19 protein-coding genes are annotated in these 18,961 nt (G+C 36.0%); 6 read left to right on the top strand and 13 right to left on the bottom strand.

Features of this window, described 5'->3' with window-relative positions:
* Window positions 1–23: 23 nt before the first annotated feature.
* Genes ACJJVN_RS15050 through surE form a run of 4 tightly spaced genes read right to left on the bottom strand, consistent with a single transcriptional unit; the run spans window position 24 to window position 2,880 of the window.
* Window positions 24–689, bottom strand: coding sequence for a C40 family peptidase (locus ACJJVN_RS15050; protein ID WP_405369776.1), 666 nt, complete (start codon window positions 687–689; stop codon window positions 24–26).
* A 1-nt stretch (window position 690) separates the two neighbouring features.
* A complete protein-coding gene (lpxB, locus tag ACJJVN_RS15045) occupies window positions 691–1,806 on the bottom strand; it encodes a lipid-A-disaccharide synthase (protein WP_104514651.1) in 1,116 nt (371 codons plus the stop codon).
* A complete protein-coding gene (locus ACJJVN_RS15040) occupies window positions 1,803–2,078 on the bottom strand; it encodes a hypothetical protein (protein WP_104514650.1) in 276 nt (91 codons plus the stop codon). Before ACJJVN_RS15040 ends, lpxB begins: the two co-directional genes overlap by 4 nt.
* A 19-nt stretch (window positions 2,079–2,097) precedes the next feature.
* Window positions 2,098–2,880 (bottom strand): 5'/3'-nucleotidase SurE, encoded by a 783-nt coding sequence (surE, locus tag ACJJVN_RS15035; RefSeq protein ID WP_104514649.1) that lies wholly within the window; start codon window positions 2,878–2,880, stop codon window positions 2,098–2,100.
* 123 nt (window positions 2,881–3,003) lie between these two features.
* On the opposite strand from surE, the gene ACJJVN_RS15030 reads away from it, so the two are divergent.
* From ACJJVN_RS15030 to ACJJVN_RS15015, 4 genes are read left to right on the top strand one after another with little or no spacing between them, the layout of a single operon-like run.
* Window positions 3,004–5,160: a carboxy terminal-processing peptidase gene (locus ACJJVN_RS15030; RefSeq protein WP_405379200.1), complete on the top strand. Its 2,157-nt coding sequence runs from the start codon at window positions 3,004–3,006 to the stop codon at window positions 5,158–5,160.
* The gene (locus ACJJVN_RS15025) at window positions 5,160–6,263 is read left to right on the top strand and encodes an ABC transporter permease (RefSeq protein ID WP_405379198.1); all 1,104 of its coding nucleotides are present in this window, start codon (window positions 5,160–5,162) and stop codon (window positions 6,261–6,263) included. The genes ACJJVN_RS15030 and ACJJVN_RS15025 overlap by 1 nt, the downstream gene beginning before the upstream one ends.
* A complete protein-coding gene (locus ACJJVN_RS15020) occupies window positions 6,264–7,085 on the top strand; it encodes a DNA/RNA non-specific endonuclease (protein WP_405379196.1) in 822 nt (273 codons plus the stop codon).
* Window positions 7,086–7,088: 3 nt separating this feature from the next.
* Complete coding sequence (locus ACJJVN_RS15015) at window positions 7,089–7,514, top strand: DUF4279 domain-containing protein (RefSeq protein WP_405379193.1); 426 nt, start codon at window positions 7,089–7,091, stop codon at window positions 7,512–7,514.
* Between the two features lie 57 nt (window positions 7,515–7,571).
* Here ACJJVN_RS15015 and ACJJVN_RS15010 read toward each other — a convergent pair whose 3' ends face one another.
* Complete coding sequence (locus tag ACJJVN_RS15010; RefSeq protein WP_405379190.1) at window positions 7,572–8,852, bottom strand: ABC transporter permease; 1,281 nt, start codon at window positions 8,850–8,852, stop codon at window positions 7,572–7,574.
* On the opposite strand from ACJJVN_RS15010, the gene ACJJVN_RS15005 reads away from it, so the two are divergent.
* Entirely contained in the window at window positions 8,845–10,110 is a 1,266-nt protein-coding gene (locus tag ACJJVN_RS15005; RefSeq protein WP_405379188.1) for an exo-beta-N-acetylmuramidase NamZ domain-containing protein, read from the top strand. The two genes, ACJJVN_RS15010 and ACJJVN_RS15005, sit on opposite strands and share 8 nt — an antisense overlap.
* A 205-nt stretch (window positions 10,111–10,315) precedes the next feature.
* Here the strand turns inward: ACJJVN_RS15005 and ACJJVN_RS15000 are convergent, their stop codons facing one another.
* The 3 genes from ACJJVN_RS15000 to ACJJVN_RS14990 all read right to left on the bottom strand — a co-directional run bounded on the left by ACJJVN_RS15000 (window position 10,316) and on the right by ACJJVN_RS14990 (window position 13,326).
* On the bottom strand, window positions 10,316–11,053 hold the full coding sequence (locus ACJJVN_RS15000) for a hypothetical protein (RefSeq protein WP_405379185.1): 738 nt from the start codon (window positions 11,051–11,053) through the stop codon (window positions 10,316–10,318).
* Between the two features lie 33 nt (window positions 11,054–11,086).
* Complete coding sequence (obgE, locus tag ACJJVN_RS14995; protein WP_104514643.1) at window positions 11,087–12,094, bottom strand: GTPase ObgE; 1,008 nt, start codon at window positions 12,092–12,094, stop codon at window positions 11,087–11,089.
* A gap of 128 nt (window positions 12,095–12,222) precedes the next feature.
* The gene (locus ACJJVN_RS14990) at window positions 12,223–13,326 is read right to left on the bottom strand and encodes an adenylate kinase (protein WP_405379182.1); all 1,104 of its coding nucleotides are present in this window, start codon (window positions 13,324–13,326) and stop codon (window positions 12,223–12,225) included.
* Between the two features lie 152 nt (window positions 13,327–13,478).
* Here ACJJVN_RS14990 and purK point away from each other — a divergent pair, with 152 nt between their 5' ends.
* Window positions 13,479–14,621 (top strand): 5-(carboxyamino)imidazole ribonucleotide synthase, encoded by a 1,143-nt coding sequence (purK, locus tag ACJJVN_RS14985; RefSeq protein WP_405379179.1) that lies wholly within the window; start codon window positions 13,479–13,481, stop codon window positions 14,619–14,621.
* 252 nt (window positions 14,622–14,873) lie between these two features.
* Here the strand turns inward: purK and ACJJVN_RS14980 are convergent, their stop codons facing one another.
* The 5 genes from ACJJVN_RS14980 to ACJJVN_RS14960 all read right to left on the bottom strand — a co-directional run bounded on the left by ACJJVN_RS14980 (window position 14,874) and on the right by ACJJVN_RS14960 (window position 18,958).
* Window positions 14,874–15,107, bottom strand: a complete 234-nt coding sequence (locus tag ACJJVN_RS14980) for a hypothetical protein (protein ID WP_405379176.1) — start codon at window positions 15,105–15,107, stop codon at window positions 14,874–14,876.
* Window positions 15,100–15,264 carry a hypothetical protein gene (locus ACJJVN_RS14975; RefSeq protein ID WP_405379173.1) on the bottom strand — a complete coding sequence of 55 codons (165 nt, stop codon included), beginning with the start codon at window positions 15,262–15,264 and terminating at the stop codon, window positions 15,100–15,102. Before ACJJVN_RS14975 ends, ACJJVN_RS14980 begins: the two co-directional genes overlap by 8 nt.
* A 227-nt stretch (window positions 15,265–15,491) precedes the next feature.
* The gene (locus ACJJVN_RS14970) at window positions 15,492–16,175 is read right to left on the bottom strand and encodes an SDR family NAD(P)-dependent oxidoreductase (RefSeq protein ID WP_405379171.1); all 684 of its coding nucleotides are present in this window, start codon (window positions 16,173–16,175) and stop codon (window positions 15,492–15,494) included.
* Complete coding sequence (locus ACJJVN_RS14965; RefSeq protein WP_405379168.1) at window positions 16,168–17,169, bottom strand: M20/M25/M40 family metallo-hydrolase; 1,002 nt, start codon at window positions 17,167–17,169, stop codon at window positions 16,168–16,170. The genes ACJJVN_RS14970 and ACJJVN_RS14965 overlap by 8 nt, the downstream gene beginning before the upstream one ends.
* Before the next feature lie 145 nt (window positions 17,170–17,314).
* Window positions 17,315–18,958 carry a pyruvate dehydrogenase complex dihydrolipoamide acetyltransferase gene (locus ACJJVN_RS14960; RefSeq protein ID WP_405379165.1) on the bottom strand — a complete coding sequence of 548 codons (1,644 nt, stop codon included), beginning with the start codon at window positions 18,956–18,958 and terminating at the stop codon, window positions 17,315–17,317.
* Between the last annotated feature and the right edge of the window lie 3 nt (window positions 18,959–18,961).

Below are 18,961 nucleotides of genomic sequence, written 5' to 3'. Positions count from 1 at the left end.
GACTAAATATAGTTAAACTATTTCTAATCTATCCTACCTGCTCTAAGAAAGGCATTTAGCCAGTATGCTTCATTAAGTGTAGAGGTCATAACGCCACGAGATGTTGTAGAATGTATAAACTCAATTTCTCCAGGCGTCACTCTTGTTATTAAGGCTACATGATTTACCTGGCGTTTATTTCTACCAGTTGCAAAGAATAAAAAATCTCCTTTTCTCACCTCATCGAGGTCCATTTCTTGGGCAGTAGCATACATAGAGCGGCTGGTACGCGGCACCGTTTTACCTGCCTCTTTAAATGCGGTACATATAAGACCACTGCAGTCCATTCCTTTTCTAGTTGTACCACCATAACGGTACTTCACACCTTTATAATCCATCGCATTATCAATTACCTCATCAATAAATGACGTACTCTCTTCATAAGGTTTTTGATCTGGTTCTTCCGTAAAAGAAAATTCCTTTTCAGGTGTCTTAACAATCATCGTACGCGCCGGTCTCGCAGTAGCAGGTTTTTCCTTTTTAATTGATGTTCTAGCGGCTTCTCTTTTTGTAGTAACCACTTTAGGTTTAGAGCTACCACATGAGGTTAAACCTAAAAACAAAAGAGTTAATAATGAAAATGAAACTATGTGAATAGAACGATTTTTATTTAGGTCTTGCTTTCGCGAAAGCGGAATACTTACATTCATATTACTTCTTAATATCTTTATAGATCAAACTAGCTGTGTTCTCACTCGCACCTATACCACCTAATTTTTTTTCTAACTCATAGTAATCAGCAAAAATGCGATTGCGTTGCGTAGGGTCTAAAATAGCGTCCAGTTCTTGCTTAAGTTTTCTTTTATTAAATTCTCCCTGAATAAGCTCTGTCACCACTGGCTCATCCATAATTAGGTTAACTAGAGAAATGTAATCTAGTTTCACGATTCTTTTTGCAATCTGGTAACTGATAGAACTACCCTTATAACAAACCACTTGTGGCACTTTAAAAAGAGCTGTTTCTAAAGTTGCGGTACCAGAGGTTACTAACGCTGCATGACACAAACTCATTAAATCATAAGTGCGATTCATGACTAGGGTTACTGGATAGTTTTTTAAATAGGTACTATAAAAAGACTCGTCCTGACCAGGTGCACCAGCAATGATGAATTGGTAATCTGGATACTGATCTACCATCTCTAACATAACACTAAGCATTTTTTTAATCTCTTGCTTGCGACTACCTGGCAATAACGCAATAAGAGGCCTATCATCTAGATTATAAGTGGCAAGAAATTTAATATGATCTACAGGCTCTCTTTGAGAAATGGCGTCTATTAATGGATGTCCAACAAAATGAACTGGAAACTGATGTTTCTGCTCATAGAAATCTTTTTCAAAAGGCAGAATCACGTACATCTCATCTACATCATTTTTTATCGCAGTGATGCGACCTTCTTTCCATGCCCATATTTGTGGAGATATATAATAGTGATTGCGGTAACCTTTAAGTTTTGCCCATTTCATAATCCTGAAATTAAATCCAGGATAATCTATATAGATAATAACATCGGGCTTAAACTCTTCAATATCTCTTTTACAGATACCTATGTTTTTAAGTATAGTCTTGAGATTACTCAACACCTCTACAAAACCCATAAAAGCGAGCTCTTTATAATGCTTAACAAGTTTACCGCCTTGAGCCTCCATCAAATCTCCACCCCAAAATTGAAATTGAGCCTCTGGATCTTTCTTCTTAAGCTCTTGCATAAGTAAAGATCCATGAAGATCTCCACTTGCCTCGCCTGCTATTAAATAGTATTTCATAGAATAAAATTAAACATTAAACCTGCAATACCTGCTAACATAGTAGCCATTACAACACCACGCGCCTCATATTCCTGAATTGGCTTTTTAAACTTGCCTATTTTTCCAGTCAAGAAAAAGAAGAATAAAACTAAATTAAAAATCGCACCCAGTACAATTAATTTACCTAAAAAACCTTCTCTATAACCATCTACTAGAGCTTCTTCAAACTCATAAGGTGTTATGAGAATAATATATAAGTAGGTCCCTATAGCGTTTGCTATAAGACCCATAATAAACCCTTTTAATATTCTACTTGCCAAAATCCCATGTATTAAGTTCTCCTATATAATGATGTGCGGTAAGATCATATTGTGTAGGGACTATAGAAATGTAATTATTATCTAGTGCCCACTCGTCTGTATCTTCTCCTTTGTCGTCATTTACAAATTTACCTGTAAGCCAGTAATAATCTTTACCATAAGGATTTGTACGTTTATCAAACTCTTCTACCCAGTAAGCATTTGCCTGACGGCATATTTTAACTCCTTTTATTTCTTCTTTTGTAGCCTTAGGTATGTTTACATTAAAGATAACACCTCTAGCCATACCTTTTTCTAGTACTTGCTCAATAATTTGTTTTACATAATCTCTAGACTGAGAGAAGTCTGCATCATGATCATAATCACATAGAGAAAACCCTATGGCAGGAATGCCTTCTATACCTGCCTCCATAGCAGCACTCATGGTACCACTATAAATCACGTTAATAGCACTATTGCTACCATGGTTAATACCGCTAATACATAAATCTGGTTTGCGATCTAAAATCTCATGGCTAGCCATTTTTACACAATCTACTGGTGTACCACTAGTTGTATATTCTTTATGATCATAGTCATGCTGTAGGAATTCTTTTACATAAAGCGTGTCGTTTATAGTTATTGCGTGTCCCATAGCACTTTGTGGACTATCTGGTGCAACCACTACTACATCGCCTAGTTCTCTAGCAATACTTATTAACGTCCTGATTCCCTTTGCGGTAATACCATCATCATTAGTAACAAGGATGAGTGGTTTCTTTTTATTTTCCATAAGATTTTTAAGGTGGTTAAAATTAAGTAAATTAGCCGAACCATGTGATATTCTTGCCTTACTTTAACCATCTTAAATTGGCATGGTTTTTACATGTGTAGAAAGAGACAAATGAAGATCCTTATGAATTTCCTTAAAAATAATTTTATACTAGCGATACTCACATTACTTGTGGCAACGGCTAGCTGTAGTTTTACTAATAATACTATAGACCCTGGAGACAAAGAAAAAGAGCAATTATTAGTGAATTTAATTTCACACGTCTTGAAAAGAAATCACTTTTCACCAGCAGATCTTACCGATCAATTCTCAAAAGAAATTTTTGACAATTACATCAATGATTTAGATCCTGCAAGGAGATATTTTTTAGAAAGTGATTACAAAGAATTTCAGGCATATGAGTATTTAATCGATGATCAAATACGTGATAGTAAGGTAGATTTATTTAATCTAACCTACGAGCGTCTTTTAAAACGTCAGGAAGAATCAGAAAAGATTTTTGCAGATTTAATAGAAACGCCATTTGACTTTACAATAGATGAGCGCATGGATACCGATTATGAAAAGGCACCCTATGCAAAGGATAAAGCTGAGTTAAAAGATAGGTGGAGAAAACTTTTAAAGCTAACAGCTCTAGGTACGTATTACGATAAAATAGAAGAGCAAAAGGAAGCTCTTGAGGAAGATCCTGAATCTGAGCAAAAGAGCCTAGTTGATCTAGAAAAAGAAACCAGAGCAGAGATCAAAAAGTCTATGTTAGAGAATTTTGACAATAATGACGATGTACAACGTCTGGACTATTTCTCTTTATTTGTAAATTCTATAACTGCTCATTTTGATCCACATACTAACTATTTCCCACCTCAAAACAAAGATCGTTTTGATACTTCAATGAGTGGTAAGTTAGAAGGAATAGGTGCACGCCTTCAAAAGAAAATGGATTACATAAGTGTAATTGAGATTATCTCTGGTGGACCAGCATGGAAAAGTGAATTGATCGAGGTAGGTGATAAAATTCTTAAAGTAGCACAAGAAAAAGATACTACTGCTACCTCTATAGTAGGTATGAGAATAAGCGATGCAGTAGAACTTATAAAAGGCCCTAAAGGTAGTAAGGTAATCTTAACTCTTAAAAGAGTGGATGGCTCTATAGAGGACATCACGTTAATAAGAGATGTTGTTCAAATAGAAGAAACGTTTGCAAAATCTGTAATAGGAAAAAATGAAGGCTTTAGATTTGGTTTCATTAATCTACCTAAATTCTATTTTGATTTTGACGATCCTAATGGACGTGCATCAGGAAACGATATCGCACAGGAAATTAAAAGATTAAAAACTGAAGGTATGGACGGTCTTATATTAGACCTACGTAATAACGGTGGCGGTTCTTTAAGAGAAGTAGTAGAAATGGCTGGACTTTTTGTAGATGAAGGTCCTGTAGTACAAGTAGCTTTAAAAGATAAAAGAACAAGAACTCTTAGAGACAGTGATAGTGGTGAGGTTCTTTGGGAAGGCCCGCTAGTGATTATGGTAAACGAGTTTAGCGCAAGTGCAAGTGAAATACTAGCCGCTGCTTTACAAGATTATGAGCGTGCTGTGATAATAGGTAGTAAGCAAACCTTCGGTAAAGGAACAGTTCAAAATTTTGAAGACCTTAACCAGTGGGTACGTAATAATGAATATGGTGATCTAGGTGCTGTAAAATTAACTACTCAAAAATTCTATAGAATTAATGGTGGTAGCACACAACTAGAAGGTGTAAAAAGTGACGTGGTAACTCCAGGTAGATATAGTTATATTGATGTAGGAGAACGTGATGAAGAATTCCCACTTCCTTATGATGAAATCGCCAAAGCAGATTATAATAAATTTACAGGCTATTCTAATCTTGCAGAATCTATTCAAAAGGCACAAGAAAGAATAAATAACAACCCTACATTTAAGCTGATCGATGACAACGCAAAATGGTTGAGCGAGCAACGTGATAACAATGACATTCCGTTAAATTTCACAGAATATAGCGAGCGCCTAGATAGGTTAGAAAAAGAAACAGAGCAATTTGACTCTTTATCTGATTATAAAAACAACTTAGAATTTGATATGCTAACTTATGAGAAGACACTAACTTTAAATGATAGTGCTCTTAAAGATAAACGTGAAGCATGGATGAAAAATCTTAAGAAAGATGTCTATGTTTCTGAGGCTGTAAATGTTCTTAAAGATTTACGCATGAACAATATTAAAAATGATAACAAGACTAAATGGAGCGTTAAGAATTAATGTCTCATAAATCAACATCATTAAGCTCTATCGCGCTCCAGAAGTTCAAAAAAAACTTCTGGGGCGTTTTGAGTTTTATAGTTATTCTATTTTATGCCATCATCGCATTATTTGCATATGTACTCGCACCAGACGACACGCAGTATGCAAATCAAATGCATATTTCCATCCATTCACAGCCTCCAGGTTTTACGGTAAACCTTCTGCAACTTCCATCTGTACAAACAGAATCTAGTTTTTGGGACTGGTGGAATGGTAAAACATCCACCATTGAAGAAATCCCTTATTCAGATCTTGATTTCAAAGATGGTAATTTTTATTACCGTCCTTATGATGTAGATGGTAATCTATTGCCTTTTATAGAAGTGCCTTTAAGATTAAAAGATAAGATGGATTTGTCTCGCTTTCGCGAAAGCTACACCACTAAAAAAACATTTCTTCTAGGTACAGATAAATATGGTCGTGACCTTTTGAGCCGTATGATGATAGGGACTAGAGTCAGTATTTCTATAGGATTTGTAACGGTTTTTATTTCCTTATTTATTGGAATATTTTTAGGAGCCGTCGCAGGTTATTATGGTGGCAAAATAGACGCTGCTATCATGTGGTTAATCAATGTTACTTGGTCCATTCCTACACTTCTTATGGTAATTGCTATAAGTATAGCTTTAGGAAAAGGATTTCTCACTGTCTTTATAGCCGTAGGTCTAACGATGTGGGTAGAAGTGGCACGTGTGGTACGTGGTCAGATAATAGTCGCCAAAGAATATCAATACGTGACTGCTGCCAAAGCTTTAGGATTTAACAATTTTAGAATTATAACAAAACATATTCTACCTAATATTATGGCCCCTGTAATCGTGATTAGTGCAGCAAATTTTGCCGCATCCATCCTTATAGAAAGCGGTCTTAGCTTTCTAGGTCTAGGCGCACAACCACCTATGCCTAGTTGGGGCAGTATGATTAAAGATCATTATCAATACATAATTCTAGACAAGGCGTATCTTGCAATCGTTCCAGGGATTGCTATCATGACCTTAGTAATGGCTTTTATGCTTTTAGGAAATGCTTTAAGAGATGCACTGGACGTAAAAACTAGTTAGATGAGAAAATACATTTACCCTATTATAATACTGGCGTGTGCTGCTGTTTATTACACCTATCAAAATAAAGAAAACGAAACATATTCTGAAGATAACCTATCGCAAGATGAATTTCTAAATCGTGATGTAGATGGTGATGGTATTAAATCACTAGCATTAAAAGATTTCCTACCACGTTCTAATAATCAAATTGTAAACCACCATACTTACAGTCTATCTTATAACGAACAACATGAGCAGGCAGAGTGGACAGCGCATGTTTTAAGAGCAAGTGACATAACTAATAACAATTACAAAAGACCTTACTTTGAGGTAGATGACAAAGTAAAAACCAAGGCTGCTCATTGGCGCAATTATAAAAAAAGTGGTTATGATAAAGGCCACCTCGTTCCTGCTGGAGATAGAAAATCTACTAAAGCTGCTCATGACGAGACTTTTCTTACTTCTAACATAAGTCCACAAGAACATGCCTTTAATGCCGGTATATGGAACACACTAGAGCAAAAGACTAGGTATTATGCAAAGCGCTATGATGAGGTTTATGTGATCACAGGATCTGTCCTAAAAGACGATTTAAAGTCAATAGGTTCTGAAGATGTATCTGTACCAGAACAGTATTATAAAATCCTATATCGCAATGACTCTAATGGTGGTAAAATGGTTGCTTTTTTAATGCCACATGAAAAGACTAATAAATCTATTTATGACTTTATCACTAGTGTAGATAAAATAGAAGAGTTGACAGGAACTGATTTCTTTTATCAACTACCAGATTATATTGAGGATAAGCTAGAGGCTGGAAAGACTTCTAAAGGGTGGTAGAAGATGAATGAATCCTCTAATACATATGTATATTTCTCGCTAATCGGAGATGATTTTGATACAAATGAATTAACTGAAAGACTTGGAATTAAACCGACCGAATCACGGAATAAGGGAGATAAAGGAAATTACAACTCAAGTCTAAGATTCTCATGCTGGAAAATATCTACCGAAAAGGGAAAAGAATATTATAACGTTTATAAACTGATAGAAGAGATAGTTGAAATACTTTATAGTAAGATTGATATTATTATAATGCTAAAAGATGAATATCAGCTTGATTCAGTTTTGCAAATTGTTTTAGATATTGATATCAATCCTAACCAATCAACACCAGCTCTTGGGTATGATTTAAAAACAATTGATTTTTTGCATCAAACAAAGACAACAATCGATGTTGATATTTATAGATTTAATTCACTAGAATGATAAATATAATCTTAATGCCTTAAGATTATATTTATCATTAGACATTTACCATTTAACCTACTCAAACCTCATCGCCTTAACCGGGCTTATTTTACTCACTATAAAAGTAGGGATAATCAAAGCGAGTAAACATACTACAAAGGTTCCTAGATTTAAGGCTATAACATGCCACCACGATATATAAACAGGCATTTCTGTCACATGATACGATTGTGGATCTAGCGTTAACGGGCTGAAAAAGTACTGAATTCCTATCAAACCTAGACCTATGACATTCCCTATCACAAGGCCTTTGAAAACTAAATTCATTGCATTGTATAGAAATATTTTACGCACCGTCCAGTTAGACGCGCCTAGCGACTTTAAAACACCTATCATATTAGTACGGTCTAGAATCAGTACTAATAATGCGGTTATCATGTTGATTATACCTACAATAAGAATAATACCTATAATTCCAAAAATATTACCATCTAACAAAGCGAGCCATTGAAATATAGCAGGTAGCCCTTGTTCTATAGTTTTGGCATTTAATTCTGACGGTGTATTTAACTGTATGTTTCTACCTATTTCATCTAGTTGATCAAAATCATTAATAAAAACCTCAAACTTCCCTACTTGACTCTCATCCCATTTATTGATACGTTGTATGTGTTTAATATCACCTACTATAAATTTAGAGTCATATTCTTCTAGACCGCTATCATAAATCCCAGAAACAGTAAAAAATCTAGCTATAGGCTCCTGACCATTTGCTTTCATAAAATAAGTACTCGCTTGGTCTCCTACAGTAAGTTGTAAACGCGCAGCAATATCATCAGAAATTAATACATCAAAAGAAGTGTCCTCCTTATTTAATTCGGGCAACGCACCTTCTATTAGAAAATCTTGAAGATACTGCCAGTTGTAATCTGTACCAACTCCTTTAAGTATGATTCCTTCAAAGTCAGTTGCTGTGCGTATCATACCTCCTTTAGTTGCGATAGCCTGTATATGTGTTACCGCTGGCACATTTGCAAAGTCAGGATAAAAATCTTGTTCTTTTGAGATAGGTTTTACCGTGGTTACAGAATTATTGCGATCATATAACGAAATACTTACATGTCCATTAAAGGCACTTACCTTCTCTTTTATTTTTTTCTGTAGGCCTACACCAGTGGCAATAGCAATAAGCATCACAATAATACCTATGGCAATTGCTGCTATCGCAATTTTTATTATCGGCGCACTTACGCTATTTTTATAACTTGTACTACTTTGTACCCTTTTAGCAATGAAATACTCTAGATTCACTTTTTCTCCTTCTATATTCAAATATACCATAATCGCTATGGTCATAGGAATAACTTCTTGTAATTCTAAGATCAATGGTAATAATACACCTACATCTCCTATTGAAGAAGAAATCATTCTCCAAGATAATCGCAATGAACAGCTTCTAGTAGACGCAAATAACAACGATCCCATACCTGCGGCTTATTTGTTAGGCGATTGGATAGAAAAATTAAAAGGTAAAAGAGTTGCCATAGTAGGTAATCAAACCAGTGTTGTAAAAACGCAAGACACCATTATTTCTAAAGAATGGAAAACTAAAGAAAAACTACGTTACACACATCTTGTAGACACTCTATTAGCACATGGCATAGACATTAAAAGAGTATTTGCACCAGAGCATGGCTTTAGAGGCACTGCAGACGCTGGCGCAACGATTAAAGATGGTATAGACTCGCAAACTGGGCTGCCTATTATTTCTTTATATGGTAAAAACAAAAAGCCTTACAAAGAACAATTAGAAGACATAGACGTTGTCCTTTTTGACATACAAGACGTTGGTGCACGTTTTTACACTTACATCTCTACACTACATTATGTCATGGAGGCCTGCGGACAGTACGATAAAAAATTGATTGTTCTAGACAGACCTAATCCTAACGGTCATTATATAGACGGTCCCATTCTAGAGCAAGAGCATCAGAGCTTTGTAGGTATGCATCCTGTTCCCGTCATTCACGGTATGACTATAGGAGAATACGCCCTCATGATTAACGGAGAAAACTGGCTAGATAAAAACCTAACAACAAACCTAGAGATCATAGAATGTAAAAACTACACACACGACTCTTCGTATAGCATACCTATAAAACCATCTCCTAACCTACCTAATGACCAGGCTATAAATCTATATCCTAGTCTTTGCTTCTTTGAAGGTACAGATGTAAGTGTAGGCCGTGGTACAGAGATGCAATTTCAAGTTTACGGTTCTCCATCACTGGTAAAATACACAGACTTTGACTTTACACCTACGCCTAATGTAGGTGCCAAAAGACCTAAATTTAACGGGAAGAAATGCTACGGTGTAGATCTTAGAGATTATAAAAAGCTAGATCATTTAAACTTAGAATTTTTGGTAGACGCTTTCGCGAAAGCGCCATCAAAACAAAACTTCTTCAACTCATTTTTTACTAAGCTAGCAGGAACAAAAACATTGCAAGCACAGATCGAGAAAGGTATGACCGCACAAGAAATAGCAGCCACTTGGGAGAAAGGACTAGAAGATTATCAAGAAATTAGAAAGAACTATTTACTGTATAAATAAAAAACATCGCTCATAAATAATCATCGTACGGTGGCAATGAATGAATGATAACTAATTAACTCATCTTAGTTTTATTTAGCACGTTTACAACTGAGCAATGGTGAAATATGCTAAGTAATTTGAGCTATAAAATTTAGTATACCAAAAAGCTAAAAGCCTGAATCTTTTAAAGATTCAGGCTTTTATGATAGTATTTAAATACTATCTAGTTGTCTCTGACCATGTATAATAAAATCTCATCTTCTATTTGTGAGACTATCATAAAATTATCACTTACTTGATGTATTCTATATACAATCTTTTCATCACCAGAATTTGAAGTACCTACTAGGTCGTTATTATCATGATTAATTTTAAACTTTTGGGTATTACCGAATCCACTTACACCTAGCTCTACCTCTTCACTAGTTTTAAAATGCAGCGTTATCATTAACCCCACCATTTCAAACATCTCTGCACCTTCAGACTCATTAACAACTCTTACTTCTTCTACCTTCCATTTACCTAGAAGCAACTCTTCGTTTATCGTCTCGTTTTTATAGCTGGTTTCTTTTAAATATGTATAAGTTTTTACCGCTGTAACATCGCCTTTTATCAAATAAAAGCGCATATTCCTTAAAGAATAACGAGCTTCATTTTCAGATAATATCTCTAGAGAACCTTCTTCTAGTTGTAGCGTATTACCTTCTTTAATGTAAGTAGCCTCTGTCTCTTTTCCCATGAACTTATTTACATAAGTACCGTCTTCTTTAAAAACTAATTTATAAGAAGCAAACATGTTTGAAACGGTGCTAATTCGTTTTTCTAGTTCTTCAGCACTCAAGACACCATCATCAATAGCCTCACGATCCACACGGTTAAAACTCCATGTTCCTAAAAAATCTTGCGCTGTACTTAATGTACAGGTCAACAAGATTACTGTAAGAATAAACTGTTTAATCATTTTTAACTATTTTCTAGATTAGGAAATTGCAATCTACTCGTTCAACATCGCCCATAGACGATCTTTTAACTGTGTTAAATTATGCTGTGAAATAGAAGATATAAACATATAAGGCGCTCCATTAAAAGCTCCTTCATTATCTAGCTCTTCTCTCATTTGCTCCATCAACTCTTCGTCCAGCATGTCGGCTTTTGAGATCACTACAAAACGTTCTTTGTCTAGCATCTCTGGGTTGTACTTTCTCAACTCATTTACTAGAATGTCATACTCTGCACTTATATCGTCAGAGTCTGCAGGAACAAGAAATAGTAAGGTAGAGTTACGCTCAATGTGTCTTAAAAAACGGTGACCTATTCCCTTACCTTCTGCAGCGCCTTCTATAATACCAGGAATATCTGCTATTACAAAAGTTTTATAATCACGGTATTCTACAATACCTAGATTAGGCTTTAAAGTAGTAAACTCGTAGTTAGCTATTTTAGGTTTTGCCGCTGTAAGAACAGAAAGTAATGTAGATTTACCTGCATTAGGAAATCCTACCAGACCTACGTCTGCAAGAATTTTAAGTTCAAAAGTCACATCTAGAGATGTACCATCCATTCCTGTCTGCGCATAACGAGGCGTCTGTCTAGTAGAGGTTTTAAAATGCCAGTTACCACGACCACCTTTTCCACCTTCACAAAGAATAAAATCGGCACCATCTTCTAGAATCTCATGTACCACAAGACCAGTTTCTGTATCTCTAATAACGGTACCTAATGGCAATTCTATTATAATATCCTCACCATCGTACCCAGTTCTACGTTGCTTTGCACCGTTACCACCTTGAGCAGCCTTAAAGTGGCGTTTGTATTTAAAATGATAAAGTGTCCATAGATTTTTATTTCCTCTAAGTATGATATGACCACCACGACCACCATCACCACCATCAGGGCCACCTTTATCTATATATTTTTCCCTGTGTAAGTGAGTACTTCCTTTACCGCCACGGCCAGATTCTACAGTTACCTTTGTATAATCGACAAAATTTCCTTCAGTCATAGTTCTATGTTCAGTTAAACGGTTATTAAGAAACCATTTTTTGTTCTCAGTTAATAGTTAACTGAGTATTTATAATATTTGAAACCGTTTCCCTAGACCAGAAGGGGATAGTTTCTACTTGTTACTTTTTAAAGTTTATCAAACTCTACACTTAAACGCTCTGTAATAGCATCCATAGATCCTACTCCATCCACGCCGTAATATTTACCTTGCGCTTCATAAAAATCTTTTAACGGTGCAGTTTGCTTGTAATAAACCGAGATACGATCTCTTATCACACCTTCATTAGCATCATCTGGGCGACCGCTGGCTTTACCTCTTTCTAGAAGACGTTCTACTAGAGCTTCATCATCTACTTCTAGAGCTACCATTCCAGCTATCTCTGTATTTTTTTCAGATAATAATTCGTCTAGCGCCGTTGCTTGTGCATCTGTTCTAGGAAAACCATCAAAAATAAAACCTGCAGCATCTGGTGTTTTTTCAACCTCGGCCTTAAGCATTTTAATAGTTACCTCATCCGGCACTAGGTTTCCTTTGTCCATAAACGACTTTGCCAGCGTCCCTAATTCAGTACCGTTTTTAATATTGTATCTAAAAACATCTCCTGTAGAAATATGAATTAAACCATATTTGTCTTTTAGACGAGTTGCTTGAGTTCCTTTTCCTGCTCCTGGAGGGCCGAATAAAACGATATTTTTCATGCGTTGAGTTTGTACGTAAAGTTCGGGCAAATTGCGCCCTAAATTATTATAATCCATGCCGTATCCCACGACAAATTTATTTTCTATTTCCTGCCCTATATAATCGATTTTCAACTCTCGATCATACACTTCTGGTTTAAAAAAGAGCGTTGCTATTTTAATCTCTAGAGGATTGTGTTCGGCTAGCTTTCGCGAAAGCTTCTCTACCGTCAGACCACTATCTACTATATCCTCTACGATAACAACTGTCCTACCTGCTAGATCTACATCTAGCTCGTTACCAAACTCTACGACACCAGTAGAACTAGTACCGTCGTAACTTTTTGCACGCAAGAAACTTATCTCACATTCATGATTAAATTTACGAGTCAGGTCGGCAAGTACCATGTAACTACCATTTAATATTCCTAAAAATACGGGCTTTTTATTTGATAAATCTTTGTTGATTTGAGACGCAAGGTTATCTACAGCAGCAGCTATTTCTTGTGCGCTCAAAAAAGGTTTAAAATAAAGATCGTGGATCTTAATCACTATAGTTCATTTTTTGCAAAGATACTATTTAGTAAGCAGTTGACAGTATCTGTTAGCGGTGGTTATTAGACTGATAAACTAATCGGTTTAAATATATATAATTCTGTTTCTATTTCAAGTTAGGTTTCAATTTAACCACTTATTTTTGAAACATGAAACAGACACAATTCTCTTCAAGTTTTACATTAGGTATTTTAGGCGGTGGACAACTAGGCAAAATGATGCTTTACACTACTAGAAAATGGGACATCAACACTTATGTGATGGATAAGGACGATACGGCACCGGCTTTTCAAGGCTGTGACGTTTACTTTGAAGGAGATATTATGGATTATGAATCTGTAATGGAATTTGGTGAACAGGTAGATGTTCTTACTGTAGAAATAGAAAACGTAAACGTGCAAGCGCTTCAAGATCTAGAAGATAAAGGAATAGCTGTTTCTCCTAGTGCCAAAGTTCTTAATCTAATAAGAAATAAAGCGCGACAAAAATCTTTCTACCAAGATAAAGACATCGCGACTGCAGCCTTTGAGGTATACTCTCAACCTAATCTAGAACACCAAAGAGACTATCCTTTTATATGGAAAAGTGCCGAAGGTGGTTATGACGGAAAAGGTGTCAAAGTAATACGACAAGCTAGTGACCTAGAAGACTTACCTCAAGTAGAGTGTATTTATGAAGATATGGTCGATTTTGATCTAGAACTAGCTGTAATCGTTGCTCGTAATGCAAACGGAGAGATGAAAACATACCCAGTAGTAGAGATGGAGTTCCATCCTGAGGCAAATCAGGTGGAATATGTCATATGTCCAGCACGTATTAACATGGATATTTCTGACCGTGCGAGAGAACTTGCTTTAGAAGTTTCTGAAGCTTATGAACATGTAGGCTTACTTGCAGTAGAAATGTTTCTTACTAAGTCTGGCGAGCTACTAGTTAATGAAGTAGCACCAAGACCACATAATTCTGGGCACCACACTATAGAAGGATCTATTACAGACCAATTTGAGCAACATGTAAGATGTGTATGCAATTTACCTCTAGGTGCTACAGACAGCACAGTTGCAAGTGTCATGGTAAATCTAGTAGGAGAAGAAGGTCATACCGGTAATGTAATCTACGATGGTATAGAAGATATTCTTGCCATGCCAGGTGTAACACCTCATATCTACGGTAAAAAAGAAACTAGACCATTTAGAAAAATGGGACATGTGACTATAGTCGCAGATGATATAGTCGCTGCTCGTGAACTTGCTGAAGTCGTAAAAGGAAAAATTAGAGTTATTGCGGAGTAGTGAAAATGGTTTATTGAATTTCCACACTTTATGAGAAATTTGATCATACCTTTTCTTGATTTTCACACGTATAAATTCCCACAAAAATAGAAAACGGCTAAATCGTAAGTTCGTTATATAAATCGGTTGTTAGTGATGAAAACCTTTTAGGTTGCCGTTCTAATATTTCATCTAATTTCTAGCTCTTTTTTTATTGGCGAAACCTTACAGATCAAAGTAGAACATGAAATATAGGATACAAAAGAGATTAAATCAATAATCTTCAGAATCACTTTTATTTTTTAATTGCTTCATTTTCCACCTTCCATAAATAGCAAAACCCAAAATAAAAATTACAATCCCAACGTACACATGCCAGTAGCCTTCCATCGGTCTACCTGGAAGTCTACTGGTTGTTTTGTGCGGTGACAGCTGTAAAAACAATATGATCAATTTGACAAAATGCATAGTTGATAATTGAGTGTCTAAAATTACGTTCTTAATCATCTCTTTTATCAAGATATTTTCTAATAACAAAGCTGTATAATAATCCGATCGTTACTATGAAACCTATAAGAAGTACAACTTTCCACGCCTCTGGTGTTACGCATTCATTACAAGAGTCATTATCAGGAAGGTACTGCCATTGCGTTAGTAAATTCATAAATAACGTGAGTTCGACATAATAATATTAGGCTATTTGCTATCGGGAAAAACCTTATAAGTTAAGGTAGCGCTTTGATTTCCATTCCTAAAGATTTGAAAATCAACATCTCCAATTAAATATCAAATTGAAACTGGGTAATAATCGTTCCCGACTGCCGCTCGAACTGACATCTAAAAAATCAAAAATCTGATATCGTTAATCTGCAATCGTTGATCGATATTTCTTTAAGGAGTACTAGAACTAACTTCTAAAACTTTACCATTATAGAACTTATTACCTGTTAAGGCAAAATTCATAATATAAGCTGCCATTTCTGTAGCCGTTAATGGTGCTTTATATCCCGGAAAAGCTTCTTCTAGCATTTCAGTTTGTACGGCTCCTAAAGCAAGTGTATTGAATGACGGTCCGTTTTCTTTATATTCTTCTGCTAAGAGCTCAAAAAGTGTAATTACAGCTGCTTTTGCGCTAGAATAAGCGGCAAGTCCAGGGAATTTTGCACTTCCTTGAATACCTCCCATAGAACTTATAGCGATTACATGTGAATCGTTGTTCATAGCCGGCATTAAAGCCTGTGTTAATGCTGCTACTCCAAAAACATTTACCGCATAACATTGCTGAAAGTCTTGAGCTGTTAATTGCTCAAAAGGCTTATTAACCAACATACCTGCGTTATGAATAACCACATCTATGCGATCCCATTTTTTCAGAATTTCATTTGCTGCATGATCTATACTAGACTGGTCACTTAAATCTGTTGCGATAGCGAGAACTGTACTACGTTCTAGAGCCTGTACGGAAGCAATCTTTCGCGAAAGCGCTATCACCTCATGTCCAGCATTAGAAAGTAATTGAGTAAGCTCAAAGCCTATACCGCGACTAGTTCCTGTAATTATTATTCTTTTACTCATTTGTTGCTGGTGTTAATTTCAATTTCTTACCATTAACAACATTAAACACACCTGGCATCACCGCATTTACTAACTGCGCCATGTGGTCTGTATTTACCTTTGTTGTGTCGTCTCCTACTTTGTGATAGTGATCAAAATTTGTAAAATCAAATGTACTGAAGGTTTGAGAAGGAACATTAAATGCCTCAAAGAATGGATAGTTGTCTGATCTTTTAAATAGATTAAATTTTGCCGCTTGATCTAGTTTACCTGTAACGACACGATTGATATTTGCCTCGTTAAAAACAGCTGCCATATTAGAGCCATCATGCCCTGTTAAATATGCAATGTATGGACGGTTTACCATAGGTGTTCCTGTCATTTCAAAATTAAGCATCGCGACTACATTCACACCTTCTTCCTTCATACGGTTTGCAAGGTGCTTAGAACCTAGAAGTCCTTTTTCTTCAGCTGAGAACAAAGCAAAAACTACGGTTCTTCTATTAAAATCAAGTTCCTTAAAATTAGTCGCTAGAGCAAGAACAGATGCTGTACCGGTTGCGTTATCGTTTGCACCATTTGCTATACTATCTCCTGCAACGGCTTGTAACATACCTATATGATCGTAATGAGCACCTATCACTACAACTTCATCTTTCAACGCTTTATCAGATCCTGGAATCATGGCTAGTACGTTAAAGGCTTTTTTACCTTTTGCATCAAAGTTATCTAGATAAGACCCTTTATAGGATGCGATACCTAACTCTTGAAAACGTTCTGAAAGATAAGCAGCCGCTTTTTCTATACCTTCTGACCCTGTATCACGACCTTTTAAATCGTCACTAGCAAGGAAAGCCACATCTTGAGCTATTTGAATAGTGTTTGCTTTTGGAAATTTAAGCTCGTTGATCTTCTCAACATTCTCCATAGCCCTTGAGACAGAGTCTATTTTTTTTGAAGAACTACATGATGCTAGAATCGCTGCGGTAGAGAGTAGAAATATTATTTTTTTCATGACTGTTTTTTAGTTGAAGTAAAGATAGTTATTTAGTTAAAGAGTAGAGAGCAGATCTGGATAGTCCTAAAACAATTAATAAGGTAATTAAAAAAGCCAAATCTTACGATTTGGCTTTTGAATAATAATTTATGAATCTTATGGATTACATGTACATAACAATTGGGTTCTCGATATAAGACTGGAATGTTTGTAAGAATGCAGCACCTGTTGCTCCATCTACAGTCCTGTGATCACAAGCTAGTGTAATCTTCATCACATTACCTACTACTATCTGACCGTCTTTTACAACTGGTTTTTGAACAATAGCACCTACAGACATAATAGCACTGTTAGGCTGGTTAATAATAGAAGTAAACTCTGTAATACCGAACATACCAAGGTTAGAAATAGTAAATGTACTTCCTTCCATTTCTTTAGGTTGTAACTTCTTACTACGTGCTTTACCAGCAAGTTCTCTTACCTTACCACCTATTTGTTGCATACTCATCTGGTCTGCAAATGGTAAAACTGGCACAAGAAGACCGTCATCTACAGCAACTGCTACACCTATATGGATGTGCTTTGCGATAACAGTATTTTTATCTGTCCATTGCGTATTCACTTTAGGATGTAATCTTAACGCCATCGCTGCCGCTTTAATTACCATATCGTTAAAGCTAATTTTAGTATCAGGTAATTGATTAATTGCTTTTCTACTAGCGATAGCATTATCCATATCTAGATCGATAGTAAGATAATAATGAGGCGCTGTAAACTTAGACTGACCTAAGCGTTTTGCAATTGTTTTTCTCATTTGAGAATTAGGAACCTCTTCAAAAGTTTCTGTTCCTACAGATACAAAAGAACTACCAGATGATGCAGCTGCAGCACTAGGTGTAAAACTCTCTATATCACTTTTTACAATACGTCCATTTTCTCCAGATCCAGAAACCTGACTTAAGTCGATTCCTTTTTCTTCGGCCATTTTCTTTGCAAGTGGAGATGCAAAAATACGTCCACCGGTTGCAGCAGCGTTAGAAGACTTGTTAGAAGAAGATGCTACAGGAGCGGCTTCTTTTTTAGCCTCTACTTTCTTAGGCTCTGACTTTGGAGCTTCTTTCTTCGGCTCTTCTTTCTTTTCTTCTTTTTTAGGAGCAGCAGTTTTACTTGCACTTATTCCTGAAACATCAGTTCCTGCAGGGCCTATGATAGCTAATAGCGTATCTACCTTTGCAGTTTCTCCTTCTTGAATACCTATCTTAAGAAGTGTACCACTGTTAAAAGATTCAAATTCCATCGTTGCCTTATCGGTTTCGATTTCTGCAAGGATATCACCTTCTTCAACAGAATCTCCTTCTTGTTTTAACCATGACGCTACAGTACCTTCTTCCATAGTATCACTAAGACGTGGCATGTTAACAATAACAACACCATCAGGAATATCAGAACTCGCACTAGATTCTTCTTGATCATCTGAAGACGTATCTTCTTTTGAATCAGAATCTGTAGTAGTTTCATCACTAGTTTCAGAACCTGATCCACCTTCTAGCAAACTAGAAATATCTTCACCTTCTTCTCCTATAATACATAGCAATTGATCAACAGGAGCAGTTTCTCCTTCTTGAACACCTATGTGTAGTAACGTACCGTTTTGGAATGATTCAAATTCCATGGTAGCTTTATCAGTTTCAATTTCTGCAAGGATATCTCCTTCTTCCACCTTATCACCTACTTTCTTCAACCACGCAGCTACAACACCTTCTTCCATGGTGTCACTTAAACGTGGCATGTTAACTATCTCTGCCATAAC

Origin of the sequence: Nonlabens sp. Asnod3-A02, from assembly GCF_045063755.1 — a bacterium.
In the GTDB taxonomy this organism is placed as follows: Bacteria; Bacteroidota; Bacteroidia; order Flavobacteriales; family Flavobacteriaceae; genus Nonlabens; species Nonlabens xylanidelens.
The sequence above is the reverse complement of the archived record's forward strand: the minus strand, read 5'-3'. Positions and strand labels throughout refer to the sequence as shown.

What these genes read in the sequence shown, in the direction of transcription:
- lpxB (WP_104514651.1), bottom strand. Translation starts at nt 1,806, where the DNA reads ATGAAATACTATTTAATAGCAGGCGAGGCAAGTGGAGATCTTCATGGA.
- obgE (WP_104514643.1), bottom strand. Translation starts at nt 12,094, where the DNA reads ATGACTGAAGGAAATTTTGTCGATTATACAAAGGTAACTGTAGAATCT.
- ACJJVN_RS15050 (WP_405369776.1), bottom strand. Translation starts at nt 689, where the DNA reads ATGAATGTAAGTATTCCGCTTTCGCGAAAGCAAGACCTAAATAAAAAT.
- ACJJVN_RS15030 (WP_405379200.1), top strand. Translation starts at nt 3,004, where the DNA reads ATGAATTTCCTTAAAAATAATTTTATACTAGCGATACTCACATTACTT.
- ACJJVN_RS15020 (WP_405379196.1), top strand. Translation starts at nt 6,264, where the DNA reads ATGAGAAAATACATTTACCCTATTATAATACTGGCGTGTGCTGCTGTT.
- ACJJVN_RS15005 (WP_405379188.1), top strand. Translation starts at nt 8,845, where the DNA reads ATGGTCATAGGAATAACTTCTTGTAATTCTAAGATCAATGGTAATAAT.
- ACJJVN_RS14965 (WP_405379168.1), bottom strand. Translation starts at nt 17,169, where the DNA reads ATGAAAAAAATAATATTTCTACTCTCTACCGCAGCGATTCTAGCATCA.
- ACJJVN_RS15040 (WP_104514650.1), bottom strand. Translation starts at nt 2,078, where the DNA reads ATGGGTCTTATAGCAAACGCTATAGGGACCTACTTATATATTATTCTC.
- ACJJVN_RS14975 (WP_405379173.1), bottom strand. Translation starts at nt 15,264, where the DNA reads ATGAATTTACTAACGCAATGGCAGTACCTTCCTGATAATGACTCTTGT.
- ACJJVN_RS14960 (WP_405379165.1), bottom strand. Translation starts at nt 18,958, where the DNA reads ATGGCAGAGATAGTTAACATGCCACGTTTAAGTGACACCATGGAAGAA.
- ACJJVN_RS15015 (WP_405379193.1), top strand. Translation starts at nt 7,089, where the DNA reads ATGAATGAATCCTCTAATACATATGTATATTTCTCGCTAATCGGAGAT.
- ACJJVN_RS15025 (WP_405379198.1), top strand. Translation starts at nt 5,160, where the DNA reads ATGTCTCATAAATCAACATCATTAAGCTCTATCGCGCTCCAGAAGTTC.
- ACJJVN_RS15000 (WP_405379185.1), bottom strand. Translation starts at nt 11,053, where the DNA reads ATGATTAAACAGTTTATTCTTACAGTAATCTTGTTGACCTGTACATTA.
- ACJJVN_RS15010 (WP_405379190.1), bottom strand. Translation starts at nt 8,852, where the DNA reads ATGACCATAGCGATTATGGTATATTTGAATATAGAAGGAGAAAAAGTG.
- ACJJVN_RS14970 (WP_405379171.1), bottom strand. Translation starts at nt 16,175, where the DNA reads ATGAGTAAAAGAATAATAATTACAGGAACTAGTCGCGGTATAGGCTTT.
- ACJJVN_RS14980 (WP_405379176.1), bottom strand. Translation starts at nt 15,107, where the DNA reads ATGATTAAGAACGTAATTTTAGACACTCAATTATCAACTATGCATTTT.
- surE (WP_104514649.1), bottom strand. Translation starts at nt 2,880, where the DNA reads ATGGAAAATAAAAAGAAACCACTCATCCTTGTTACTAATGATGATGGT.
- purK (WP_405379179.1), top strand. Translation starts at nt 13,479, where the DNA reads ATGAAACAGACACAATTCTCTTCAAGTTTTACATTAGGTATTTTAGGC.